At 45.9% G+C, this 25,057-nt stretch carries 20 protein-coding genes; 9 read left to right on the top strand and 11 right to left on the bottom strand.

The window, feature by feature from the left end; all coding sequences use genetic code 11:
- The first annotated feature begins 44 nt into the window (after positions 1-44).
- From tal to CEQ32_RS21480, 4 genes are all read left to right on the top strand, one after another.
- Positions 45-1,001 carry a transaldolase gene (tal, locus tag CEQ32_RS21495; protein ID WP_037421238.1) on the top strand — a complete coding sequence of 319 codons (957 nt, stop codon included), beginning with the start codon at positions 45-47 and terminating at the stop codon, positions 999-1,001.
- Between the two features lie 20 nt (positions 1,002-1,021).
- Positions 1,022-2,659: a glucose-6-phosphate isomerase gene (pgi, locus tag CEQ32_RS21490; RefSeq protein WP_037429612.1), complete on the top strand. Its 1,638-nt coding sequence runs from the start codon at positions 1,022-1,024 to the stop codon at positions 2,657-2,659.
- 216 nt (positions 2,660-2,875) lie between these two features.
- Complete coding sequence (locus tag CEQ32_RS21485; RefSeq protein WP_037421244.1) at positions 2,876-3,061, top strand: DUF3545 family protein; 186 nt, start codon at positions 2,876-2,878, stop codon at positions 3,059-3,061.
- Positions 3,062-3,193: 132 nt separating this feature from the next.
- Positions 3,194-4,396, top strand: coding sequence for an IS256-like element ISSod4 family transposase (locus tag CEQ32_RS21480; protein WP_032482388.1), 1,203 nt, complete (start codon positions 3,194-3,196; stop codon positions 4,394-4,396).
- A 52-nt stretch (positions 4,397-4,448) separates the two neighbouring features.
- Here CEQ32_RS21480 and CEQ32_RS21475 read toward each other — a convergent pair whose 3' ends face one another.
- The 4 genes from CEQ32_RS21475 to CEQ32_RS21460 all read right to left on the bottom strand — a co-directional run bounded on the left by CEQ32_RS21475 (position 4,449) and on the right by CEQ32_RS21460 (position 8,462).
- Positions 4,449-4,985, bottom strand: a complete 537-nt coding sequence (locus CEQ32_RS21475; protein ID WP_037421247.1) for a hemerythrin domain-containing protein — start codon at positions 4,983-4,985, stop codon at positions 4,449-4,451.
- Positions 4,986-5,198: 213 nt separating this feature from the next.
- A complete protein-coding gene (locus tag CEQ32_RS21470; RefSeq protein WP_088586827.1) occupies positions 5,199-5,927 on the bottom strand; it encodes a hypothetical protein in 729 nt (242 codons plus the stop codon).
- The gene (locus CEQ32_RS21465) at positions 5,920-6,522 is read right to left on the bottom strand and encodes a sigma-70 family RNA polymerase sigma factor (RefSeq protein ID WP_088586826.1); all 603 of its coding nucleotides are present in this window, start codon (positions 6,520-6,522) and stop codon (positions 5,920-5,922) included. The genes CEQ32_RS21470 and CEQ32_RS21465 overlap by 8 nt, the downstream gene beginning before the upstream one ends.
- Positions 6,523-6,566: 44 nt before the next feature.
- Positions 6,567-8,462: a vWA domain-containing protein gene (locus tag CEQ32_RS21460; protein ID WP_088586825.1), complete on the bottom strand. Its 1,896-nt coding sequence runs from the start codon at positions 8,460-8,462 to the stop codon at positions 6,567-6,569.
- Positions 8,463-8,687: 225 nt separating this feature from the next.
- On the opposite strand from CEQ32_RS21460, the gene dauA reads away from it, so the two are divergent.
- The 4 genes from dauA to CEQ32_RS21440 all read left to right on the top strand — a co-directional run bounded on the left by dauA (position 8,688) and on the right by CEQ32_RS21440 (position 13,709).
- Complete coding sequence (gene dauA / locus CEQ32_RS21455) at positions 8,688-10,448, top strand: C4-dicarboxylic acid transporter DauA (protein ID WP_037429656.1); 1,761 nt, start codon at positions 8,688-8,690, stop codon at positions 10,446-10,448.
- A 255-nt stretch (positions 10,449-10,703) separates the two neighbouring features.
- Entirely contained in the window at positions 10,704-11,195 is a 492-nt protein-coding gene (gene purE / locus CEQ32_RS21450) for a 5-(carboxyamino)imidazole ribonucleotide mutase (protein ID WP_037421257.1), read from the top strand.
- The gene (purK, locus tag CEQ32_RS21445; protein WP_055648474.1) at positions 11,195-12,292 is read left to right on the top strand and encodes a 5-(carboxyamino)imidazole ribonucleotide synthase; all 1,098 of its coding nucleotides are present in this window, start codon (positions 11,195-11,197) and stop codon (positions 12,290-12,292) included. The genes purE and purK overlap by 1 nt, the downstream gene beginning before the upstream one ends.
- Positions 12,293-12,446: 154 nt before the next feature.
- On the top strand, positions 12,447-13,709 hold the full coding sequence (locus tag CEQ32_RS21440) for a sensor domain-containing diguanylate cyclase (RefSeq protein WP_055648473.1): 1,263 nt from the start codon (positions 12,447-12,449) through the stop codon (positions 13,707-13,709).
- A 51-nt stretch (positions 13,710-13,760) separates the two neighbouring features.
- Here the strand turns inward: CEQ32_RS21440 and CEQ32_RS21435 are convergent, their stop codons facing one another.
- The 5 genes from CEQ32_RS21435 to CEQ32_RS21415 all read right to left on the bottom strand — a co-directional run bounded on the left by CEQ32_RS21435 (position 13,761) and on the right by CEQ32_RS21415 (position 20,296).
- Complete coding sequence (locus CEQ32_RS21435) at positions 13,761-14,378, bottom strand: lipoprotein (RefSeq protein ID WP_037421266.1); 618 nt, start codon at positions 14,376-14,378, stop codon at positions 13,761-13,763.
- 156 nt (positions 14,379-14,534) lie between these two features.
- Entirely contained in the window at positions 14,535-14,978 is a 444-nt protein-coding gene (locus tag CEQ32_RS21430) for a hypothetical protein (protein ID WP_086024063.1), read from the bottom strand.
- Between the two features lie 17 nt (positions 14,979-14,995).
- Positions 14,996-16,645, bottom strand: a complete 1,650-nt coding sequence (gene gshA / locus CEQ32_RS21425) for a glutamate--cysteine ligase (protein WP_088586824.1) — start codon at positions 16,643-16,645, stop codon at positions 14,996-14,998.
- Between the two features lie 236 nt (positions 16,646-16,881).
- Positions 16,882-19,731: a M16 family metallopeptidase gene (locus CEQ32_RS21420; protein ID WP_109277785.1), complete on the bottom strand. Its 2,850-nt coding sequence runs from the start codon at positions 19,729-19,731 to the stop codon at positions 16,882-16,884.
- A gap of 139 nt (positions 19,732-19,870) precedes the next feature.
- Complete coding sequence (locus CEQ32_RS21415) at positions 19,871-20,296, bottom strand: YqaA family protein (protein WP_088586823.1); 426 nt, start codon at positions 20,294-20,296, stop codon at positions 19,871-19,873.
- Between the two features lie 288 nt (positions 20,297-20,584).
- On the opposite strand from CEQ32_RS21415, the gene CEQ32_RS21410 reads away from it, so the two are divergent.
- Positions 20,585-21,826 carry a dicarboxylate/amino acid:cation symporter gene (locus CEQ32_RS21410; protein WP_037421282.1) on the top strand — a complete coding sequence of 414 codons (1,242 nt, stop codon included), beginning with the start codon at positions 20,585-20,587 and terminating at the stop codon, positions 21,824-21,826.
- 63 nt (positions 21,827-21,889) lie between these two features.
- Here CEQ32_RS21410 and CEQ32_RS21405 read toward each other — a convergent pair whose 3' ends face one another.
- The gene (locus tag CEQ32_RS21405) at positions 21,890-22,513 is read right to left on the bottom strand and encodes a 2OG-Fe(II) oxygenase (protein ID WP_069454405.1); all 624 of its coding nucleotides are present in this window, start codon (positions 22,511-22,513) and stop codon (positions 21,890-21,892) included.
- 225 nt (positions 22,514-22,738) lie between these two features.
- Positions 22,739-24,889: a M3 family metallopeptidase gene (locus CEQ32_RS21400; protein ID WP_088586822.1), complete on the bottom strand. Its 2,151-nt coding sequence runs from the start codon at positions 24,887-24,889 to the stop codon at positions 22,739-22,741.
- Between the last annotated feature and the right edge of the window lie 168 nt (positions 24,890-25,057).

The following is a 25,057-nucleotide window of genomic DNA, read 5'->3' as shown; positions in this document are numbered from 1 at the left end:
GTTCATTTCTGAGTTTTGACCGCTATCTGAGAAGGATGTTTTTCATGGCAAATACATTAGAGCAACTCAAGTCATACACTACTATTGTGGCCGATACTGGCGATATTGAAGCAATTAAGCGCTATCAACCAGAAGACGCAACCACTAACCCATCACTCATTCTAAAAGCCGCTCAAATCCCTGAGTATAGCGCTCTAATCGACAATGCTATTGCATGGGCTAAATTACAAAGTGCTGATATTGAGCAACAGATTGATGATGCCAGCGATAAACTTGCAGTGAACATTGGCGTGGAAATTCTGAAACTGGTTCCAGGCCGAATTTCAACTGAAGTGGATGCCCGCTTATCCTTCGATAAAGAAAAATCCATTGCAAAAGCGCATAAGCTTGTTCGTCTATATCAAGAAGCAGGAATAGATAAATCTCGCATTTTGATCAAATTAGCCTCAACTTGGGAAGGCATTTGTGCCGCCAAAGAGTTAGAGCAAGAAGGCATCAACTGTAACTTAACCCTATTATTTAGCTTCGCTCAAGCACGTGCCTGTGCTGAAGCTGGCGTGTACTTAATTTCTCCATTCGTTGGCCGCATCCTCGACTGGTACAAAAAAGACACAGGTAAAGACTATGACGCAGTAAATGATCCTGGTGTCGTTTCTGTAACTGAAATTTACAACTACTACAAGCAGCATGGCTATAACACGGTAGTCATGGGGGCAAGTTTCCGTAATATTGGTGAAATCATCGAATTAGCGGGTTGTGACCGCCTGACTATTGGTCCTTCATTACTTGAAGAGCTAGCAAACTCTCAAGTCGCTATTCAACCTAAACTCATTCCTGCCAGCACTACAGTTGCTGCGGGTGAGCCTTTAACCGAAGCCCAATTCCGCTGGGACTTTAACCAAGATCCTATGGCCGTTGACAAGCTAGCAGAAGGCATCCGTAACTTCGCCATCGACCAAGGCAAACTCGAAGTCATGCTCAAGGCTAAACTGGCAAACTAAGTATCTTCGGAGACGATTCGATGACTATCTTGACCCAAAGCACAACCTGGAAGGCGTTAGCAGCCCATAGCCAGCAGATCCCGCATATGCGGGAACTCTTTGCAGGCGATCCTGCACGCTTTAGCAACATGTCGCTTTCTACCTGTGGCTTATTTTTAGATTATTCAAAAAATAGAGCAACACCTGAGACTCTCAACTTGCTGCTGACACTGGCGCAAGAAGCCAAGCTTGACGCTAAAATCAAGGCGATGTTTGCCGGTGATATCATTAACACCACCGAAAAACGTGCCGTTTTGCATACCGCACTACGCAGTACCGCGGACCAATCCATCATTGCCGAAGGTCAAGATATCGTTCCTGAAGTACAGCAAACGCTGAACAAGATGCAGCAGTTTGTCACTTCAGTCACCTCAGGACAGTGGAAAGGCTACACAGGCAAAGCCATTACCGATATTGTCAGTATCGGTATCGGTGGTTCATTCCTTGGCCCTAAAATTGTTTCCCAAGCCTTACGCCCATACTGGATAACAGGTCTCAATTGCCATTTTGTTGCAAACGTCGATGGCACCTCGATCAGTGAAAAACTCAAGCTGCTCGATCCTGAAACCACGCTTTTTATCATGTCGTCTAAGTCTTTTGGTACACAAGAGACGCTGACCAACACCTTAACGGCCAAAGCGTGGTTCTTAGCTAAAGGTGGTTCACAGTCCGATGTCGCGAAACACTTTGTTGCCGTGACCTCTAACGTGGCAAAAGCAACTGAGTTTGGTATTGATGCCGCTAATATCTTCCCTATGTGGGACTGGGTTGGAGGTCGCTATTCTCTGTGGTCTGCCATTGGTTTACCCATTGCTTTACTCATCGGCATGGATAACTTCCGCTCCCTATTAAAGGGTGCGCACCAAATGGATACCCATTTTGCCACTGCGCCTTTAGCGGAAAATATGCCCGTCATCATGGGACTATTCTCACTGTGGTATGGCAATTTCTTTAATGCTCAAAGCCATGTGGTATTGACCTACGATCATTATCTGCGCGGACTTCCTGCCTACTTCCAACAACTGGATATGGAAAGTAACGGTAAATCAGTCACGCTCAATGGTACTCATGTGGATTACAGCACAGGTCCTGTGATTTGGGGCGGCGAAGGCACAAACGGTCAACACGCTTACCATCAGTTGCTGCATCAAGGTACTGCATTAATTCCTGCTGATTTCATTATGCCGCTGCAAAGCCATAACCCTATCGGTGAACACCATGATCAGTTAGCCTCTAACTGCTTTGGACAAACTCAAGCACTCATGCAAGGCCGTACCTTAGATGAAGCGCTGGCTGAATTGAGCAAGAGCAACTTGAGTGATGAAGAAAAGTTACTTATCGCCAAACACAAAGTCATGCCGGGCAATAAGCCAAGCAACACTCTGTTAATGGATAAGCTGACTCCAGAAACCTTAGGCGCACTGATTGCGCTCTATGAGCACAGAACCTTTGTCCAAGGCGCCATTTGGGACATCAACTCCTTCGACCAATGGGGTGTTGAGCTTGGCAAAACCTTAGGTAACGACGTCCTCGCCCGTATAGGTGCAGATCAAGAAGCGACTGCGTTAGATGCTTCAAGCAATGGCTTAATCAATCTTTATCGACGGGGCAAAATCTGATCGAACAAAAAGCCAGCAATTGCTGGCTTTTTTATTGTATCTCATTAATAAAATAAACATTTCAAGAAGCAACTACCACTAAAGTGATAGTTAAGATCAATGACATATCATCCAAATTTCATTTCAAGTTAACACAAATGAAACATAATTCTTGCACCCTGTTTTGAAAATATGTTATTTAATCGCTGACAAAACATACAACAACAGGAGGTTACCATGGATCGTTTAGATTATGGTTGTGCGCTAGATGAAGTTGTAGAAAGACCCGACCGTTCGCGTGGTGCTAATAAAAAGCGTAAGTGGCGCGAAATCGAGGCGTTAAAGGACAAACATCGTTTACTCAAGGAACTGCAAGAGATTGATAACAACTTTGATTACGATATAGACACCATCCAGTTGTAACCTGCTGTTTTTTTTATTGACAGGATATAGAGAAAAAGCGCTTATGGCGCTTTTTCTGTTTTTACCCTTCAGATGGGTAGTGTTCATAATTCTGTGTCATTTCAGTAAAATATTCAAAAACAGGAATGACACATGACCCAACCTTTTAACTTCGAACAAGCCCTTAAAGATCTGCAATCAGGTAAAAGCCTCACAGGTAAAGACAGCATTCTTGGTCCACTGATCAAGCAACTCACTGAAGCGGCTCTCCAGGCTGAGCTTGAGCAGCATTTAGCGCATGATCCTCAGCCTAATCGTAAAAATGGCAAAACCTCTAAGACCATTAAGTATCCGTCCGGTAACTTTGAGTTAGACGCGCCTAGAGACCGCAATGGCACCTTTGAGCCTCAGTTGATTAAGAAAAATCAAACTACGCTAACCGATGAAATCGAACGTAAAGTGTTATCGATGTTCAGTATAGGTATGAGCTATCGCGATATTAATCAACATGTTGAAGATATGTATGGGCTCAATGTGTCTAACGCAACAGTCAGTGCTATCACTGACAAACTCATCCCCGAACTTAAAGCGTGGCAACAGCGCCCATTAGATAGCCATTATCCTATCGTTTGGCTTGATGCGATACATTACAAAGTCAAAGAGGATGGGCGTTACGTCAGTAAAGCCGTTTACACATTGTTAGCGCTTAATATGAAAGGAAAAAAGGAAATTTTAGGGCTTCACTTGTCCGAAAATGAAGGCGCTAATTACTGGCTATCCGTACTGACCGATCTTAATAATCGTGGTGTAAAAGATATTCTTATCGCCTGTGTTGACGGTTTGACCGGTTTCCCTGAGGCCATAGCCAGTATCTTCCCTCATACGGAAACACAGCTATGTGTTATCCACCAGATCCGCAACTCAATGAAGTATGTCGCCTCAAAAAATCAGAAAGCGTTTATGGCTGATTTAAAGCCTGTGTATCGAGCCGTGAGTAAAGAAGCCGCAGAGATGGCATTGGACGAACTGGAGGCCAAATGGGGTGATGCTTATCCGCTGGTAATCAACTCTTGGCGTCGCAAATGGCATAATTTGTCCCATTATTTTAAGTACCCAGAACATATCAGGAAAGTGATTTACACGACCAATGCGGTTGAGGCTGTGCATCGCCAATTTAGAAAGCTCACCAAAACCAAAGGTGCTTTTCCTAATGAAAATAGCTTGTTGAAGCTACTTTACGCAGGCATATTAAACGCCTCAGATAAATGGACCATGCCAATCCACAATTGGAGCCTTTGTTTATCTCAGTTAGCGATTTATTTTGAAGGACGTTTAGATAGCGTGCTGGAAATTTAAAAATTAGCCTGACACAGAATTTTGAACGCCCTCTTCAGATGACTTACAACCCCTAATCGGACGCTTTTAAATAGGAACGTAAGTCATCAAAGGCTTGCTGCTCTCGGTCAAGGAATAGCGGATCATCAATTAACGATGCTTGGCATTGTTGTTCAATCTCCTTCCAATCTTGCTCGGTTAAAGACTTCGCAAGTAAGGGGAAAATCTCCCGCTCTTCCATTTGCATATGTTTTTCTTGTAAGTCAACATATTCGGCAAAATCGGCAATCAGTTTATCCCTTGCGACAACAATGTCACTTAATATCAGGTTTAAAGTATTCATTAATGCCGATGAAGCCGCAGTCACAACTTGGTGCTCGGCACTTAGCTTGTCGATCTCATCATTCGCCTTATGTGCCAAATAATAAGCATAAATAATATCTTCAACGGGGTGATGGCTACGCTCAGCATATCCTTGCATATACTCAACGATGTCTCTCACAACAATAAAATTAATCGCCTCGCCTTCAACTAATTTCATCTGTTTATTTTTCAAGACATTCAATAGCACTGCTATATGTTTATGATCATGCATGAGTCTTTTGAGCATATCGCCTCCTGAACTTAGGACTGACTATTGATACTAGTCAAGTCGTTTATCAATATCCAATATAACAGGCGAGTTCCTGTGCACTTTATGACCATGATCAAGTAATTAACATTACGATCTGTAAAAAGTGTCCTAGATTAATACGACAACGTTAAGAATAAGATATTAATATCAGTGAGTGGCCTTAATGAGACCAGCCCACTGATTTACGCTTTATTTGCTCACAGAATGAAGCTGATGCTGTAGAGCTTTAAATTTCTCAATTGCCTTTGTGTCATCGGTAGATTCAGCATTGGTTTTAGACAACTCGGGATACTGCTTCACTAAGCTTTGCTCAAGAGCTAAGGCTTCCTGTATTTGCTTCGAGTCTATTAACGCTTGCAAACGTGTTAACGACGCCATCAACACATCTTTATCACGCAGCGCAGCTGTGGCTTCATCACTCTGAGACAATGCACGCGCCCTTTGCGATAATGCTCGAGACTCTGCTTGCTGATTTTCCGGGGCTGACATCTTAGCTTCGGCCCTCATCGCTTCCCTTTGCCTACTTTGTGTTGCGGCATCTTCCATTCTCGCTTGACGCGCCATTTCGGCTTGCTGAGCAGCGTTATCTAACGGTGCTTGAGCGGGCATGGGCGCACTCATCGTCAACGCTGCTGGCGCGACTAACTCTTCCTCAAAATTGCCTCTATTCAGTACGATTAAACCCACAACCAGCACTAAGGAAGCGGCGCTCGATAACGCCCATGGGAAACGGCGCCACACAGGCGTAGCAGCAGGCTTTAGCTGACTCACATTCATTTCAGCCAAATGAGCTTGTGATAGGCGCAAAATATCTTGGTCGAGCCGCTCGGGTGGCATTTCCAGTGCTTGCTTGTGATACCAAGCCGAGACTTCCTGACGTAGTGCCTCTTCTTCCGATGACAGAGTGGAATTACTCATGACCAACCTCCTGCCATTTAGCATTGACACAATCTTTTAAGCTTTGATACGCGTAGCGAATGCGGCTCTTGGTCGCTTCGAGTGTCACCCCTGCGATATCGCTGATCACCGCTGCGGTAAAGCCCATTTCGATATTGAGAATAAAGGCCTCTTTCTGCACTTGGGGTAACAGGGCAATACAGGTTTTCAGTAACAGGCTCTTTTGCGTTTCCTGCCAATGTACATCGGGTTGTTCCTGCTCCGCCCCCACAAAGGTATCTAGCCCTTCCTCATTATCATGGCTAACTAAGTCGACGGGTTTGACAGCTCTGAGGTGGTCAATCAACAGATTATGGGCAATCCGATAGAGCCAAGTAGTAAACTTAGCACTCGGCTCATAATTGGCGGCGGCACGGATCACTCGTCCCCAGGTTTCTTGATATAAATCTTCGGCTAACTGTTTGTCACCGAGTTGGCGCACAAAGTAACGGTACAATGCGCCTTTGTGTTTAAGATAAAGCTGCTCAAACGCTTTGCCATCGCCTTTGGCATAGCGTTGCATTAACTGTTCATCGGTATGCTCATGGGCATGCATTTGCGGTATCGCCAGGGCCATGGCAGCTCCCTAATGGTTAACTAACTGAAACATAATAATTTGGCTCATTGCTGATGCGGTTTATCCTCGGGCGGGAAAGGTTTATCTCCGACATCAAAGGATTTTTTGATTGGCACTCGCTGTGTTTGTGCAAGCATTGCAGCGGTATCCACAAGCTGCATAAATTCATGTCGGTAGCCGCTGGTATCTTCCCCCAGCGCAGAACGAGTGAGCGCACTAAGCTTATTATAATCAAATTGATGCAAATAGTGGCTTTGATTCAGTAACTGTCCTAATCCTGCCACCGCAGCGGCAAAGCGAAAATCATCACTCGCCTGCGCTAAGGATTTCACTTTTTGATCGGCACGGATTGGATAGGTAAGTAACTGGCTTTGAGTGGCATCCGGTAGCTGATAACGTAATTTCAGATAGGCGATTTCATCGCGGCTATATTTTTCATTGCCCGTTTTGGGATTATACCCATAGCGAAGTTGATCATTAGCCAAATTACCCGCATCAACATAACGCAGCTCGTAAAGTGCCGTGACGGTATGCCCTGCGCCTATTTCGCCCGCATCCACCTTGTCGTTATTAAAATCTTCACGCGCTAAGGCGCGGTTCTCATAACCGATAAGACGGTATTCGGCCACAAGAGCAGGATTAAACTCGACCTGCACTTTCACCTCTTTGGCTATGGTGAGCAAGGTTGCACTTAATTGTTCCACCAGCACTTTTCTCGCCTCATTGAGGGAATCGATATAGGCATATTGTCCATTGCCTTTATCGGCTAATTGCTCCATCAAATGGTCATTGTAATCACCCATGCCAAAACCGAGCGTAGTTAACCCAATCCCTTGTTGTTTCTGTGCGCTAACCAAATCGATTAGCTCATCGAGATTGGTCGTGCCGACATTAAAGTCACCGTCGGTCGCAAGTATCACTCGATTAATGCCGCCTTTAACAAAGTGTTTCTGCGCTAACTGATAAGCAAGCTGAATCCCCTGCGCCCCATTGGTTGAACCACCCGCACTAAGCTGCTCTAACGCATAATGAAGAGTTTGACTGTCATTACCCGCCGCGCCATCTAACACCACTCCAGCAGCGCCGGCGTAGACGACAATCGATACCTTATCCTGAGCATCCAGTTGCTGGGTCAGCATTTTCAAGGCAGTTTGCAACAAAGGTAACTTATCGGGCGATGCCATCGACCCTGACACATCCAGCAGAAACACTAAGTTACTGGCGCCCAGTTCAGCTTTACTCTGCTCATACCCCTTCAAACCAATGCGAAGTAACATCATGTCATCGTTATAGGGTGATGGAGCAAGCTCAGTCGTAACACTAAAGGGCGCCTCATTTTTCCCCGGCAGTGGATAGTCATAGGAAAAATAATTCAGCATTTCTTCAACCCGCAGCGTGTCCTTTTGAGGCAATCGCCCTTCCTTTAGCATTCGCCTTAACGTCGTGTAACTGCCGGTATCGACATCAATTGCAAAAGTCGATACAGGGATCTCCCCTGCGACCATGATGCCGTTTTGCACTTGCTTCTCGAATCGATTGCGCTCAGGTCGTACAGCCCCTGGCCAATCGCCGTTTAACGCGGGCGCCGCACTGATACTGGCCGCAGGTTGAGCGATATACGATCGCCCCTCAGCATTCATTGTTTGCAGCCTAGCTAACGAGGCTTGCTCCTGTATGGCGATTGCAGCATCCAATTGCCGATTGGCCTGACGCTTGGCACTTTCCTTAAGCTCTGCGCTTTGCTTAAGTTCTGCACTTTGCTTTAGCGCTGCTTGTTGCTCCGCGGCAATTTTTGCTTGAACGGCTAATTCAGTAGGGTTTTGCTGCTTCGCGGATTTATCACTGCAAGCACTCAAGCCGAGTAGTACAGCGACTGTTAATCCCGAAACAACAAAGCTTAAATGCGTTTTGTGGCGAAAGACTGAAGATGGATATCTCATGATAGTGACCTAGTGATTGTGACCCCAATGGTTGATATCCCTATAAACGCAGCCTAAGCACAAAAGGGTTATTTGATAAGAGAAATCGCCACACTCACTTTACCAAGCATACTATTTATTAAAAACAAAGACATTTAAGCGTCTTTTGCAACCATGATCACACAAGAACATTCTTCTGGACTCTAGAATAGAGCCTTGTAATAAGCCGCGTTTATGGACCCACTCGTGTCACACTCTGCTCATTTGTTTTCATTAAGAATTGCCCACGCCCTTAGCGAAGCGTGCGTAAAAGATAAATATTCGTTTAAACGTTTTGGACAAGATCTCATGGCGGGTCTGACCGTCGGGATCATTGCGATACCACTGGCAATGGCACTGGCGATAGCCAGCGGTGTCGCTCCACAATATGGCTTATACACCGCAATTGTCGGTGGTTTTATTATCGCCATGACAGGTGGCTCCCGTTATAGCGTCTCGGGGCCCACGGCCGCCTTCGTCGTCTTACTCTATCCCATCGCCCAACAATTTGGGTTGGCGGGACTGCTGATCGCTACCGTCATGTCTGGCATGATGCTGGTTGCCATGGCGATGTTAAGACTGGGTAGATTAATCCTATACATTCCTGAATCGGTCACCTTAGGCTTTACCGCAGGGATTGGGGTAGTGATAGCAACCTTGCAGCTAAAAGACTTCTTCGGTCTGCATATAGAGCACATGCCAGAGCAATATTTTGCCAAACTCATGGCACTAGGTCAGGCATTGCCTGCACTTCACCTACCAAGCTTATTAGTGGCTGCTGCTACCTTAGCCACTATGCTACTCTGGCCTAGATTAAAAATCCCAGTACCTGCCCACCTTCCGGCCATCGTTTTGGGTAGTATTCTCGCTTTAGTGTTAAATGCTATGGGCGCTGATATTGAGACCATAGGAACACGTTTCCATTACCAATTAAGCGACGGCAGTGTCGGCACAGGTATCCCTGCGGTTCTCCCCCACTTTGAATGGCCTTGGTTACAAACTGGCGCCAATGGTCAAACCTTTGAATTTAATCTGGCCACTTTTCAAGCCTTACTCCCCGCCGCCTTCGCGATTGCCATGTTAGGTGCCATAGAATCGCTGCTATGTGCCGTTGTGCTTGATGGTATGACAGGCAAGCGCCATAGCGCGAACAGCGAGCTTCTCGGCCAAGGGATAGGCAATATTATCGCCCCCTTCTTTGGCGGGATCCCAGCAACCGCGGCGATTGCCCGCAGTGCGGCAAACGTTAAAGCGGGTGCTCAGAGTCCGATCGCATCGATGATCCATGCCATAGTGGTCTTGGTTGGTTTAGTCGCGCTCGCAGGAGTACTTGCCTACTTACCTATGTCGGCCATGGCCGCATTATTACTGGTTGTAGCTTGGAATATGAGTGAAGCCCCCAAAGCAGTGCACTTACTGAAAACTGCGCCCACCAGCGATATATTGGTGTTTTTAAGCTGTTTTTCACTCACGGTGATATTCGATATGGTGATCGCCATCAGCGTGGGGATTATTTTAGCCGCGCTACTATTTATGAAAGAAATCGCGGAGATGACCAAGCTGTATGATATCAGTAGCAACAAGCGTTATATCGATCAGCCTCTGCCCGCCGACTGGGCCGTGCTCAAAATTAATGGCCCGCTATTTTTTGCCGCTGCCGATCGTATTTTTGCCGAAATCGCCAGCCTCACTCAAGATAAACAAGTGATTGTACTTTACTTAGATGGGGTATCGATTCTGGATGCTGGTGGTCTTGCAGCACTCAATAAACTGATTGAAAAATGTAAGCATAACCATACTAAGTTGATTATTGCCGATTTGCAGTTTCAGCCCATTCGCACCCTTGCAAGGGCTAAAGTGCAACCGATTGAAGGGATACTGAAGTTTTATCCTACCCTGCGGGAAGCCTTAGCCGAAGCGCCATCATTTGAGCATATCGTCGAATCTAATCCAGCAGCAACCCACTAATTGCAAATTGATATTTTATCCCCAACGCACAGTATCTGCGTTGGGGTATAGGGTTTATTTAGGCCAATTCGACGAACACTTTATCCATCCTAAAGGCACTATTTTTACGCGCAAAAAACGCCAGAAATCGGGCTTTACATGGTATTATTCTGCGCCATGATGCTCCCTGCTCTTACAGGAGCCGCGAACATCGACTGTACCCAGACCTGAAACAAGGTCGAAATATAATTAAAATTAGTGAGTTAAGGAGTTATCATGCAAGCCCTTGTTGCTGTTGTTATGGGTTCTAAGAGTGATTGGCCCACAATGGAAGCCGCCGCTGAGATCATGGATAAACTGCAAGTGCCTTACCATGTTGAAGTTGTATCAGCCCATAGAACGCCAGATAAGCTGATGGAGTTTGCAGCCGGAGCCGCTGACCGTGGTTTTAAAATTATTATCGGTGGCGCGGGCGGTGCAGCTCATTTACCCGGTATGATTGCCTCAAAAACTCGCTTACCTGTATTAGGTGTACCAGTACAAAGCAAAGCGCTATCGGGCATGGATAGCTTACTGTCTATCGTGCAGATGCCAAAGGGTATCGCCGTAGGCACACTCGCCATCGGTACCGCTGGAGCCTTTAACGCTGGTCTACTGGCCTGCCAAATTCTCGCCAATAACGATGCAGATCTTGCCGCACGTTTAGAAGCCTTTAGGGAAGAACAAACCCGCGCTGTGCTAGATAATCCCGATCCGAGGGAAGCCTAATGACCCAAGCAAATGCAAAATCAAAGGTTTGGGTGTTAGGGAATGGTCAACTCGGCGCTATGCTGACCCACGCAGGCGAGCCACTGGCTATCGATGTTCGCGCCGTCGATATCATGACGCCAACCGATGAAATCCTGCCGCTAGCGCCTCAGGATATTATCACCGCCGAACGCGAGCAGTGGCCCGAATCAGCCTTAAGCTTACAACTCAGTAGCCATCCGCATTTTGTTAACGGCCCAGTATTTAGCCGTTTGGCCGACCGTTACAGCCAAAAAAGCTTACTCGATCAGCTCCAAGTCCCAACGGCACCTTGGACACTTGTCGATGATAAGACCAACGTCGAAAACTTGTATCAAGCCTTTGGCCCACGCGTGTTGATGAAACGTCGCACGGGCGGTTACGATGGTAAGGGCCAATATTGGTTAAAGCAAGCCGAAGCAGGTGACATCCCCCATGATTGGCGCAACTTAGCCATTGCCGAGCAAGCAATTAACTTCGATGAAGAAGTCTCCTTAGTCGGCGTACGTACCCGTGAAGGTCAATGCGTGTTTTATCCATTAACACTCAACCTGCACCAAGATGGCATTTTGATGGCCTCAATTTCGCCACTGACTCGTCTGAATCACCTGCAAGCGCAAGCGGAAGGCATGCTGAGCGCTATTATGCATGAGCTGGAATATGTCGGCGTGATGGCGATGGAATGTTTCCGAGTTGGCGATAAGCTGCTGGTTAACGAGTTAGCGCCGCGGGTACACAACTCAGGCCATTGGACCCAAGCGGGTACCCATATGGATCAATTCCAACTGCATTTAAGAGCTTTGAGTGGGATTGCTATTCCGCAGCCACAGGTGAACTTTCAATGCGTGATGGTCAATCTGATCGGTATTGATAACGATCCTCGCTGGTTAAGCTTGCCTAATGCTGAGCTCTATTGGTACAACAAAGAGGTTCGCCCAGGCCGTAAAGTCGGGCACTTAAATCTTTCAGTGCCTAATACGGGCGTGTTAACAGATAGTATTAGCGCGTTGCAAACTTGGATGCCAAGCCAATACCAAGCGCCCCTTGCGTGGATTTTAGCCGAGTTTGCTAAAGCCTAACCGAGCCGCGCAAATCACTGATAAGGGAATATATTTATTCCTTTATCAGTGAATTTATCAACTTCGTTATATACTTATTCTTACTCAGCGTGAATGAGTTAGTGATGTGGCGATTCAATCAGACTAACCGGAGCACGAATAAAGGAACTGCCGAGTGAAATTAAGGGATAATTTTAAACGTAAAACTATTGACCGCTTAGACTATCGCTATCACCTCTTATTGTTGATTGTACCGATAGCGCTTTTCGTTTCATTGTTCGTTTTTAATGCTCCGACAGAAGGCTGGACTATTCTCCCTCTGCTGTTTGTGTGCCTAATCTATGTCATTGCCTACAGCTTAATCTACTATCTCCACCAAGGGCGTTTAACTCGCCTATGGCAACATCTAGAGCAAGTCGTGAACATTAACGATGCCATTTACGAACTTGCCCACCTGTCGAGTCAGTATAAAAATGAACATGCATTTCTCGATGCCCTGTTGAATAAAGCCGTCTCTATTATTAACGGTGCAGAAATGGGCAGCATTATCAAAGTCAATGAAGATAACCATAGACTGCATTTCGAGTCAGTAGTTGGACTCGATCTTAATAAGCTAAAACAATTGAATTTTTCCCTTGAACAATCCTTCGAGTATCGACTCACCAAGGGTAAATGTGACCGTGTAGTCGTTGTGGATGATATGAAAAATATCAATGCCGCAAGCACGCTAACAGATGAACAGCAACAGGTGCTGCTTACAGCAGCCAAGCAACCGATACGCTCCACTCTCTCCAGCCCAATACGGATTGATGGCAAACTTTACGGTATGCTGAATCTCGATAGCAGTAGTGTTGGCGCCTTTAACGACTACGACCGTAATTTGGTCTCTATTCTTACCCACGAGGCCAGCAACGCCATTGCCCTGTATCAAAAGTCATTACAAATCACTAAACTCGCCAACTTCGACAACTTAACCGGACTCTATAACCGTAAAAACTTCGAAGATGCCCTGCAACATTGGCAACCTAAGGCTCAATTAGGCAGCTTTTTAGTGATCATTGATATGGATAATCTCAAAATTATCAATGATCAACAGGGACATCAGGTCGGCGATGTGGCAATAAAAGAAGTCGCTAAAACAATCCTAGGTTTCTGGAAACACAAAGGCATTATCTCTCGGTTTGGTGGCGATGAGTTTGTCGCCCTATGCCATGGCCCGCTTGAATTACTCGAAAACGATCTGGATGCCATGCGCCTTAAGTTACATCATGAGTCGCCGCTAAATCTCAATTTTAGTGTAGGCATCGCCCCTTACGATAATGATTGGGCTAAGTCTTTTAAACAGGCTGATAATGCAATGTATGAGCAAAAGCGCGGTAAAAAACAGGCCGTTAATGCACTCGAAGCCATAGCGGCTAATAATCAGCTGCCGCAATAAACATTCGGCAACAGCTTATAGTCAATAAGCTCCTCGTACATGGGCGCAAGGTTAATCAAAAAATAGTCGCCATAACCAAGAAGAATCTAAATCCTCCTTGCAGGTTTTATACTGAGCCGCATAACGTTTGGCTCTATCATCCACCTTAGCTGCAACCTTGACTAACCAAGCCTTAGACTTATAAGAGCCTCGACGATAACCTCCCCAACCTTCGTGGTAATTGAGGTACTGCGCCTTCGCATCCCATTTAGAAATTCCATTGATTTTATTGGTCTTGTAAATAAACCAGCCCATAAAATCCATGGCATCATCAAAATTACTGCGCGAAGACCAACTATTACCAGTCTCGCGAACATAGTCATCCCACGTCATGGATTTGGCTTGCGCATAACCATAGGCATCACTGGCTCGGCCAATGGGAATAAAGCCTAAAAAGTACTGCATAGGCGGCGCCGCATTATGTTTAAACGAGCTTTCTTGATACATCATTGCCAGAGGCACATGCACGGGTACGCCCCATTTATCGCGGGTATCCTTAGCGGCCTCGTACCATGAACGATGTTCTTGAAAAATATCGCAAAGGTTGTCAGGAGATTTTGGCGGAGAAGTGGCGCAACCAGACAGAAAACCTATGGATGCACATAACAGAGTTGTCGAAAGCCATTTCATTAAGCGCTTGTTCTCCAAAGAAGTAAAACTTGCCCATCATCGCACAGTGATAGAATGAGGCAAAGCACCAATCCTGTTTTTGGCGCTAAGATCACCTTCGCGCCTATTTCCAGGTCATACTCATTAACAGAAATGACAATCCATTGTTAAAACGAACTATTTTGTTTCAGGACTTAAATCAAACTGACATTCATGATTTTCTTGTTGCCACACACCAGGCTCCCAATAGTTGGTATCTTTACCCATGTAGCGTTTATCCGTGTGGAATAATGCCCCTATGTGGTAACGCTGGTGCCCTTCGACCACTAACGTAAAGGTTTTTGGCGTTCGCGCACTAAGGGACACCCCAAGGGATGGAGCATCAATTAACTCGGCAACGGTAAACTCATATTCCCCAGGTGCTAATTGATAATTAGGCTTTGAGACCACAGGCTTACCATCTAGATGAGTCACCACCACTCGATACCAATGGGTACTAGCATCGGGTTGTAAATAGCCCGATACCGTACCACAACTTAAATCATCTTCAGGGGATGAAGCGCAACCTGAGAGTAACGCAGTAGACCCAAGCAAACTGGCAGCGAGAATAAATGTCCGCATCTTCACACCTTGACTCATTAGGCTGGCGCGCCGAAATAGTCAGTCAGATAATCATCAAAGGATACCGCACTTTGCGCCGCTTCGATGTCCGCTTGCTTGTTAAGCGATGCTTGTGCCTCAGCTTGATAATCGCTGACAACCTCAGCAGATAAGGGGTAATCCATAAAATATTGATGATATTGCTGTGCCAATGACATCACCCACTGCCCATGATCTTGCCCCTTGGTTACCAATTGCTGAAGCACTTGGCCCGACAAGGTTTTGTGTGGGTCATTTACAGCTTCACGCCAATGGGCTAAGGCCACTTGGTAATCGTGTTTATCACCATCGAGTAACTTAGCCAATGAGTCCAAATGCTCAAAGAGATCCAAGAGCCACGTCTGCAATGGCCGCGTACCCGAATCGGTCATCAGTTCAAGCCCTAGCTTGCGGCCTTCAAGTACAACTGATTTTAAGTTAGCACTTAAACGAGCTTCCTCTGCCGCATCTGATTTAGGAGAATCTGTTAATAAACAATAGAGTAAGAACAAGTCAAGGAAACGCACTTGGCTAGCCTCTATCCCAATCGGGCTAAAAGGGTTCACATCTAATGCACGCACCTCAATATACTCAACCCCTGCACGTGCAAGGGCTTCGGAGGGCTTCTCACCACTTTTGGTGACGCGCTTAGCGCGGATAGGCGAGTAAAATTCGTTTTCAATTTGCAGCACATTAGCATTGAGCTGGCGATATTCACCATCCACTTTCACGCCGATATTGGCAAAGTTGGCCGATGGCATCTTAATCGCCGCTTTAATCCCCGCCAGATACTCGGGCAGGGAGTTATAGCTAATGTTAAGATCTTCTTGCTCTTTATTGGTATAACCCAAATCGCTCATCCGTAGCGACGTTGCATAGGGTAGATACAGTGTGCCGCGTCCCGACTTTTCAAAACGTAAATCGGTCTTTTGACCCTTGATAAATGAGCTACACAACGCTGGAGAGGCACCAAACAAATAAGGCAACACCCAGACCAAACGGCGATAATTGCGGATAAGTCCGAAGTAAGACTCGGAGATAAAATCCTCAAAGCTCAAGCCTTTATCGCTCAGTTCATAGAGGCGTTGCCACAATTCCCGCGATACCGAGAAGTTAAAATGTACCCCAGAAATAATCTGCATCAAAGCGCCGTAACGATAAGTTAAGCCCTTACGATACAAGGTTTTCATCTTACCCGTGTTCGACGTACCGTACCGAGCAATGGGGATATTCGCCTCATCTTTTACATAGCAGGGCATGCTCACTGGCCAAAGACGCTGACCATGCAAATGCCGCACACTATAGGCATGGGTCTGGGTCAAGCCTTGCAATAGCGGCTCAACCTGATTATTCACCGGAGTAATAAATTCAAGCAGTGCTTCACTGTAGTCAGTTGTAATACGCGAGTGAGTCAAGGCCGACCCTAACTCGATGGGGTGACCATCTAGCGCAAGGTAGCCAGATTCATCAATACGTAGCGCCTCACGCTCAATTCCACGTTGCATGCCAAGGAGTGCGGCGCGCCCTTGAGCGTCCGAGAAATGTTGTACTAATTCATTGAATGGCTTCAATTTGCGCTTCTCTGATTGGTGGTTCGCTATCGCGACAAGGTTAACAGTCAGACCTTTATTTTGAGGCTTATCTTTCAAAATACGCCTCAAAATAAATCTAAACCTGTCCATGGGGCAAGCCAAATTACATTCTTCTGCGATTAAACGCAGACGGTGACAGCTAATGCTGTCACCGCCATACACTTTAACACTTTAGACAACAGCCACTTTGTGCTGCACGATTAACTTGTCTGCAATTTATACCCAAACAACCTAAAGAGGTTGAAACTCGTATCTTTGGGTTTGTTAGGTATATATAAGGCCAAAAAGCTAATTTACAATACTAAAGTTTCAATTGGATAGCCTAAAGTTGCCAAATCCGCTTCAATTTTAGCCTTGTCACCCACAACCAAGATGATCATTTGTGAGATATCTAGCTCGGAAGCCGCGAGGGCATTGAGTTCATCTTTTGTTACAGTATTTATAATTTTGTCCTGCTCGGTAGTAAAATCTTGGCTTAATTGATAACGCTGAATCATCCGCATAAAACCCGCCTTCTGATAAGGCGTCTCATAATCCAACGCCTGCCCTTGGGAAACCGAGTTTCGCATAAAGGTCAGCTCCGCATCAGTCATCCCTTGCTGCTGATAAGCTTTGATTTCTTTAATAAACTCATTTAAGGCTTTAGCAGTGACATCAGTACGCACATCGCTAGAGGCGATAAATTCCCCCGCTTCACCCGCTCCCGAGAAGCTTGTACGCGCGCCATAGGTATAGCCCTTATTCTCACGTAGGTTAAGGTTAATACGACTATTAAAAGCCCCCCCTAGAGGGTAGTTCATTAAATACGATTTAAAATAATTGCCTGTTGCATCATAGGGTAAGGCGCGTTTCGCAATATTGATCACCGACTGGGCAGCGCTGGGTTTATCAATCACATAAATAGTGCCCCCTTTAAGTGCAGGGAATGATTTTAGTGGCGGCAATACACTGGCCTCACCTTGCCATTTACTTAATCCTGCAAGTTTTGGTAGCAATGCGCTTTCAGGCAGATTTGCCACAGTAATAATTTTGGCATTAGCACCACGATACTGCTCGGCGTAAAATGCCTTCACATCCGCAAGTGTCAGCGCGGCTACTGAATCTAACGTTCCCGCATCACTCACCCCAAGGGCGTTATTGTTACCATAGAGCAAGCTATACAGCGCAGCACTGGCCTGATAACTCGGATTAGACTGCATATGCTGAATTTGCTGGAGTTGTTGCTGTTTAACCCGAGCAAAATCGGCCTCATTGAAGGCTGGCATAAATAGCTTTTCTTCTAAGATGGCTAAGGTTTCATCCAAATGCTCGGTGAGTGCTGAAACTTTAATCGTGCTTTGATATTCCGAAGCACTAAAATCGACCGTACTACCTAACATCTCAAGCGCCTGTGACAATTGTTCACTGCTACGCTTTTGGGTCGATTCATTGAGCATTTCCGCAGTTAAGCTTGCCAGTCCCGCCTTTTCGACGGGGACGAGTCGATGACCACCGTTAAGATAAATCACCAACTCAACCGTTGGTGTTTCGGCGCTTTGAGTGCCCATCACTTCAATGCCATTGGCTAACTTACTGGTCCAGATTTGCGGCACTTTCAGCACAGGCGCAGCCCCCGTTGCGGGCATTTTTGAACGATCAAAGCTTGAAACCAATTTAGCGGTAGGTAATTCACCTTCAACCGCCGTTTGGGCGACCGGCAGCGTTTGGGCAGTGAAGTTATCGGGATGGGCAACTAAGGCCTTCATACCCTGCGGCACCACACTCATCACCACCATAGGTTTGTCTTTGATGTATTTTTTAAATACGCGCATCACATCGTCTTTAGTGACATTAGCGTAACGAGCAAGGTCAGAAGCTATTTTATTCGGCTCACCAAACAAGGTTTGATTTAGCGCCAAAGTCGATACTTTTCCTTTGACACTTTGCAGACCAAATATGCTATCGGCCTCAAACTGGACTTTTACTTTTTGCAAGTCTTCGTCGGTCACGCCGCGCTGCTCGAACTCATTAATAGATGCCAAGATCCGCTGCTCAAGCTCAGCAAGCGTCGTCTCTTTTTGTGGATTAGCTAGGGCGTAAATCGACATCTGGCATGCCAACTCCTGACAAGGTTGGCTCACGCTGGCCTGCACTGCATAACCATCCTTCACCAGATTTTTATAGATTAATGAGGTTTTCCCCCCACCTAAAATATTGGCTAATAAATCCAGCGCAGCCTCATCGGGATGACTGGCATACACAGTCGGAAAACCTATACGGATCAGTGGTAAATGTACGTTATCTTCCATCGAAATATAGCGGGTCTTATCAAGCGTAACTAAGGTCTTAGGTTCGGACTGAACCTCTGGGCCTCGGGGGATTTCGCCAAAGTATTTATTAACCCAAGCTAAAGCTTGCTGCTCATCAAAATCGCCACCAATCGTCAGCGTTGCATTATTAGGGCCGTACCAGCGCTGGAAAAAGTGCTTAACATCATCCACTGTGGCGCGGTTAAGATCCTCAGGCCAGCCAATAACAGGCCAGGAATATGGATGCCCAACTGGAAACATAGCTTGATTAAAACGCTCGCTCATTCGGCCATAGGGTTGATTATCAATCCGTTGAGCGCGCTCATTTTTTACCGTCTCACGCTGCACTTCAAATTTCTCACTGGTCAGCGCTGGCAATAAAAAGCCCATACGGTCAGACTCAAGCCACAGCATTTTTTCGAGCTGATTGCTAGGGACTGTCTCAAAATAGTTGGTTCTATCAGTATTAGTGGAACCGTTAAGCATTCCACCCGCCTCGGTCACCACCTCAAAATGCTGCTCATCGGCAACGTGCTCTGAGCCTTGGAACATCATATGTTCAAACAAATGAGCGAACCCAGAGCGACCAGCGAGTTCACGGGCTGAGCCGACATGATAAGTCACATCAACATGCACTAGAGGATCAGAGCGATCCTGATGCAAAATTACGGTAAGGCCATTAGCAAGCTGATATTTTTTATAGGGAATACCGACTTGTGAATCTGTGAGTTGCACATTTTCAATTAACCTTATACCTGTAGGTATTTGGGTTGAAGTTTCAGAGGCGCAGCCTGCAAGTGCAGCGGAAATCGCAACCGCTAGTATCCATTTTTTCAAAGTATTCCCCTTATACATCAATGGGCTAAAAATTAGCTCAGCTCAAAACCTTTTATCCACAATCACTTAAGACGCTTAAATATCAGTAAAGTTCCAAGTAATACAATGACTTCCTTTACTAAATCCCGCCCTTTAACCGAACAACTGCGTTAATAAATCAACCAAGCCAGTGTAATGTCACTGCAGCTACCATAAGATAACGAACTATTTTACCGATAAAAATCATACTCAACGCGGGTAACATGGGTAGCTTTAACCAACCCGCAAGTAAACATAATATATCCCCGATAATCGGTGCCCACGACAGTAATAAGGACCACACGCCATAACGCTCGATAAGTGTTAAGGCTTTGGCATGTTTGCCTTCACTCAATGCCTCTGGGGACTTCGCAAACCGCCCTAAACGTCCAAGATAAAAACTTGTCATCGCCCCTAAGGTATTACCAATACTGGCTACAGCAACTAATGCTAACCAAGCTTGCGGGGCTTTATTTAACAGGGCGACGAGCAAAACTTCAGATCCACCCGGTAACAAGGTGGCCGCCAAAAAAGCTCCCGAAAACATGACAATTAAGTCCGACATAAAAACTTACTCTATGAAATTAATAATTTTTTACATTAAATATTGGGTTACAACCTTGACGTTAAAACGATGTAAAAACCAACTGTTTCACAACAAACTCATTTATCACAATAAGTTATAAGAAAATCGGTTTGTTATAACCCTGTCACTGCCGATACAATGCCTTTTAATGGCAGAAATTGTCCTGTACCTGACGCGCCGCTTGGTATAAGTTCATTTACTTCAAGTGGATACACATACTAGCATCTCAGGTCTATGGGCTTGTAATGATATATTTTTGGAAAACGCATGATCCTTCAAACTATTAGCCGCATCCCTTTTTGGCAAAAAGTCCTCACAGGCTTTATCTTAGGTGCGCTCGTTGGCGTGTTATTAGGCGAAAGCGCAACTGTGCTTAAACCGCTTGGCGATCTATTTATTAGCGCGATAAAGATGCTAGTTGCGCCACTGGTCTTCTGCGCTATCGTGGTAAGTATTACCTCGCTAGGCTCTCAAACCAATCTAAAACGCTTAAGCCTTAAGACCTTAGGCATGTTTATGCTAACAGGTACAATCGCCTCGTTAATCGGCTTAGCCGTTGGTTCGCTTATTGATATGGGCGGCACGATGCAACTGGCCACCACTGAAGTGCGTGAGCGCAATATACCAGGGTTTGCGCAGGTGCTACTCGATATGATCCCTGTCAATCCATTTGCCTCACTGGCCGAAGGTAAAGTACTGCAAATTATTGTGTTTGCCGCTTTAGTCGGGATTGCCATCAACAAGGTTGGCGAGAAGGCTGAGCCGCTTAAACGCACAATTGAAGCGGGCGCCGAAGTGATGTTTCAACTGACTCGCATGGTGTTAAAACTCACCCCAATTGGTGTATTTGGTTTGATGGCTTGGGTGGTGGGTGAATATGGTTTATCGACCCTATTACCTCTAGGTAAGTTTATCGCCGCAATCTATATTGCAGCCCTGATACATATGATTTTTGTGTATGGTGGCTTTGTGAAATTTGCAGGCTTAAGCCCTATGCAATTTTTCCGCAAGGCTATGCCTGCGCAATTAGTGGCTTTTAGTACCTCTTCAAGCTTTGGCACGTTGCCTGCCAGTACTAGAGCAGTTGAAACCATGGGCGTTTCTAAGCGCTACAGCGCCTTTGTTATGCCGCTCGGTGCCACCATGAACATGGATGGCTGTGGTGGTATCTATCCTGCAATTTCGGCTATTTTTATCGCGCAGATTTACGGCATTCCACTCGATACCTTAGATTATGTGATGATTGCCGTCACCGCCACGGTTGCCTCTGTCGGTACTGCTGGCGTGCCAGGCAGCGCAATGGTGATGTTAACAGTGACCTTAGGTGTGATTGGGTTACCGCTCGAAGGTATTGCCTTTATCGCCGCAATCGACCGTATTATCGATATGATCCGCACCGCGACGAACGTAACTGGCGATATGATGACTGCCGTTGTGATTGGTAAATCAGAAAATGAGTTGGATATTGAACAGTTTAATGCCAAAGATACTCAAGCATCTTTAGCCTAATACCTTGGATTGAATCACTGTATACAAAAAACCACCTTAACTAAGGTGGTTTTTTTAGCCCTTTTAAAAGCCATGCATGCTGGTGCTCACCCTAAACCAACCGGCAATACTGTTACGTTGCGCCAAGGTTTTTGTCACCTCATGGGGAAAACGCTCGCTTAAGAAAATCACAAAGTGCCCCATTTTTGGCGCTATACGTTCAATCACATTATCGGCTTCATCGTAAATAATCAGCTCGCCGCAGTCTGCTGGCGTCCAATCCGGATTTAAGAAAAACACCGTGGTTAAGATGCGGTTTTGACTGCCTTTTAGCGCATCCACATGCTTCTTATAAAAAGCGCCGGGTTGATACACAGCATAATGACTTTCATAGTCAAACAACCCCATAAATAAGCGACGATTGAGCCCATCCTTTAATTGCATCATCAAATCCAAATAGAGTGAATCAGGCTCATGCTGCTCCTCTAACCACTGAATCCGATCACGACGAATATCGGGGTTAAGTTGTTGTTCTGCACCACGTCCGATGGAGGCCGCTTTCAACTCATGTATTTCTGTTGTTCGAACTTTTTCCAGCAATACTTGGCTTATATGACTAGGAACTAACTCGGGTAAAAAGATATAGCCTTTGTCTACCAAGGCGTCAGCGATCACATCCAGCACTGCTTCACTTAATTGCGAAACCATTAATGCTACATCCAATATAAAGAGGCTACGCTTTAGCTGTACTCAAGGGCTCAAAGGAGGGGAAACTGAGCCTGATTTTCGAGGGGCGTCGATACGGGATAAAGAAGTTATCCCACAGTCAAATGTGGCGGGATTTTAGAGTAAAGATTATCGAAAAACAATAGCGTAAAAAAAGGCTTGATAGGTTGCCCTACCAAGCCGTTGGCCCTTTTTACAATGACTCGTTTAGTCGACTAAACCACGACGTTTTAATAAGGCATCGGTCGTAGGTTTTTGACCAGTAAAGTGGATGTAATTCTGCATTAAATCTTCGCTGTTGCCTTTAGACAATACCGCTTCACGGAACTTATCGCCGTTTTCAGCTTTTAAGCCCCCATGTTGGCCCATATAGGCGAAGGCATCGGCGGCAAACACTTCTGTCCACAGGTAAGCGTAATAACCGGCTGAATAGCCACCCGAGAAGGCATGGCTAAAATAGCTCGACTTATAACGCGGTGGGATCGGCGCGAAATCGAGGCCATGTTTGGCTAACACTTGATGCTCAAACTGTTCCACATCCTTGATTTGGGTGTCGGCACCAATCGAGTGCCATTCCATATCCAGTAATGCAGCCGCTAAATACTCAACAGTATCAAAACCTTGACCAAATTTATTGGAGGCTAAGATTTTATCGAGTAAGGCTTTAGGAATAGGTTCACCAGTTTGATAGTGCTTGGCGTAATTGGCAATGACTGCTGGGTCAATGTTCCAATCTTCGTTAACTTGAGATGGAAACTCTACAAAGTCGCGCGCCGTAGAGGTACCTGCCACGCTCGGGTATTTCACCTTGGAGAATAAACCGTGCACCGCATGACCAAATTCATGGAACATAGTGGTCACTTCATCGAAGGTCATCAAGGTTGGGCCGTCAGCAGGTTTCGGGATATTCAGGGCGTTATACACAACCGGTTTAGTACCGAGTAGTCCGCTCTGAGTGACAAACTCATCCATCCACGCGCCGCCGCCCTTACCTTCACGGGCATAAGGGTCAAGATAGAACAGGCCAATTGAGCTGTTGTCTTTATCGAAAACCTCAAAGGCGAGCACATCGCTATGCCATACTGGTAAATCGGTGCGAGGTTTAATGCTAATGCCGTAGAGTTTGTTCATTGCGAAGAACAAACCATCCTTGAGCACTGAATTGAATTCAAAATAAGGTTTGATGCTGCTCTCGTCGAGGGCATACTTTTGTTGGCGCACTTTCTCGGCGTAATAAGCCCAATCCCAAGGTTGCAATTCAAAATTGCCGCCAGCTTTTTTGATTTCAGCTTGGATATCCGCCGCATCGACCTTAGCGTGAGCCAACGCCTTAGGCGCCAAGTCATCTAAAATTTCATACACTGCGCTTGGCGTTTTAGCCATTTGGTCGGCCACGGCATAGGCAGCCCAAGTATCAAAGCCGAGTAAATTAGCTTTCTTGGCGCGCAGCTGCGCCATCTTCACGATTAAAGGGCCATTGCTAGCAACGGCGCGGTGGGCCGAGGTTTCCCAGACTTTTTGGCGCAGTTCACGATTATTTAAACTGGCTAAAATAGGCTGACGCGTCGTGTTCACTAAGGTAATCAAGTAACCCGTTTTACCCGCTGCTTGCGCTGCGGCCGCTAAGGTCGCGATTTCACTGTCAGATAAACCGTCTAGCTGTGCCTTGTCTGTCACGACAATCACATCGTCTTTAAATGACTTTAAGCTGTTTTGGGAAAACTCAGTCGCAAGGGTGGCCAACTCAGCGTTGAAATCACGCATTTGGGCTTTATCGGCATCGGATAATTTGGCCCCAGCACGCACAAACTGCTCGTAATAAAACTCGACTAGGCGCTTATCTTCAGCATTTAACGTGTCACGTTGTTGATACACGGTTTCAACACGTGCAAATAAGCTTGGATCTAAATAAATGTTATCGCGATGAGCCGATAACTTAGGCGCTAAATCCGCCTCCGTTTTTTGAAAATTATCATCGGAGATCAAACCCGCCAGGTTAAAGAAGGTGCGTGACACTCGAGTCAACAACCCACCCGACGTTTCCATAGCTAAAATGGTATTCTCAAAGGTCGGTGCCTGTTTATTGCCAATAATGGCGGCGATTTCAGCCTCGTGCTCTTTTATCCCCTGCGCAAAGGCGGGGGCATAATCCGAGCTCTTGATCAAATTAAACTGCGGAGCTTGATCTTGTAATGGACTCTTGCTTAATAACACATTGGTCGCATCTATTTGAGCTGATGTTGAAGCAGCTTTGGCTGCAACAGCATTAGTCGCTTCAGAATTTACAGCAGAATTTTCAGAACAGGCGCCCAATAACAACGCCGCGGTAACAGCGGTAAAAATAACAGACTTACGCATATTAACTCCCTTAAGTGTCACTGCCCTGTCTTTATATTTTTTAAGTGAAAGGTGCGAGTAACGGATTTTGGCTTCTCTTCCAACGAGTGCATCTTCAAGGCACTGTCGTCGATGCACAACCTTAGCAAGTTAACCGCCATTCAGCCAAGCTTTCGACCAACGTATTCA

Origin of the sequence: Shewanella sp. FDAARGOS_354 (assembly GCF_002209245.2) — a bacterium.
GTDB classification, from domain to species: domain Bacteria; phylum Pseudomonadota; class Gammaproteobacteria; order Enterobacterales; family Shewanellaceae; genus Shewanella; species Shewanella xiamenensis.
The sequence above is the reverse complement of the archived record's forward strand: the minus strand, read 5'-3'. Positions and strand labels throughout refer to the sequence as shown.

Bases quoted from the DNA above. Each gene is read 5' to 3' on its own strand.
- tal (WP_037421238.1), top strand. From the start codon at position 45: ATGGCAAATACATTAGAGCAACTCAAGTCATACACTACTATTGTGGCC.
- pgi (WP_037429612.1), top strand. From the start codon at position 1,022: ATGACTATCTTGACCCAAAGCACAACCTGGAAGGCGTTAGCAGCCCAT.
- CEQ32_RS21485 (WP_037421244.1), top strand. From the start codon at position 2,876: ATGGATCGTTTAGATTATGGTTGTGCGCTAGATGAAGTTGTAGAAAGA.
- CEQ32_RS21480 (WP_032482388.1), top strand. From the start codon at position 3,194: ATGACCCAACCTTTTAACTTCGAACAAGCCCTTAAAGATCTGCAATCA.
- CEQ32_RS21475 (WP_037421247.1), bottom strand. From the start codon at position 4,985: ATGCTCAAAAGACTCATGCATGATCATAAACATATAGCAGTGCTATTG.
- CEQ32_RS21470 (WP_088586827.1), bottom strand. From the start codon at position 5,927: ATGAGTAATTCCACTCTGTCATCGGAAGAAGAGGCACTACGTCAGGAA.
- CEQ32_RS21465 (WP_088586826.1), bottom strand. From the start codon at position 6,522: ATGGCCCTGGCGATACCGCAAATGCATGCCCATGAGCATACCGATGAA.
- CEQ32_RS21460 (WP_088586825.1), bottom strand. From the start codon at position 8,462: ATGAGATATCCATCTTCAGTCTTTCGCCACAAAACGCATTTAAGCTTT.
- purE (WP_037421257.1), top strand. From the start codon at position 10,704: ATGCAAGCCCTTGTTGCTGTTGTTATGGGTTCTAAGAGTGATTGGCCC.
- purK (WP_055648474.1), top strand. From the start codon at position 11,195: ATGACCCAAGCAAATGCAAAATCAAAGGTTTGGGTGTTAGGGAATGGT.
- CEQ32_RS21435 (WP_037421266.1), bottom strand. From the start codon at position 14,378: ATGAAATGGCTTTCGACAACTCTGTTATGTGCATCCATAGGTTTTCTG.
- CEQ32_RS21430 (WP_086024063.1), bottom strand. From the start codon at position 14,978: ATGCGGACATTTATTCTCGCTGCCAGTTTGCTTGGGTCTACTGCGTTA.
- CEQ32_RS21420 (WP_109277785.1), bottom strand. From the start codon at position 19,731: ATGTATAAGGGGAATACTTTGAAAAAATGGATACTAGCGGTTGCGATT.
- CEQ32_RS21415 (WP_088586823.1), bottom strand. From the start codon at position 20,296: ATGTCGGACTTAATTGTCATGTTTTCGGGAGCTTTTTTGGCGGCCACC.
- CEQ32_RS21410 (WP_037421282.1), top strand. From the start codon at position 20,585: ATGATCCTTCAAACTATTAGCCGCATCCCTTTTTGGCAAAAAGTCCTC.
- CEQ32_RS21405 (WP_069454405.1), bottom strand. From the start codon at position 22,513: ATGGTTTCGCAATTAAGTGAAGCAGTGCTGGATGTGATCGCTGACGCC.
- CEQ32_RS21400 (WP_088586822.1), bottom strand. From the start codon at position 24,889: ATGCGTAAGTCTGTTATTTTTACCGCTGTTACCGCGGCGTTGTTATTG.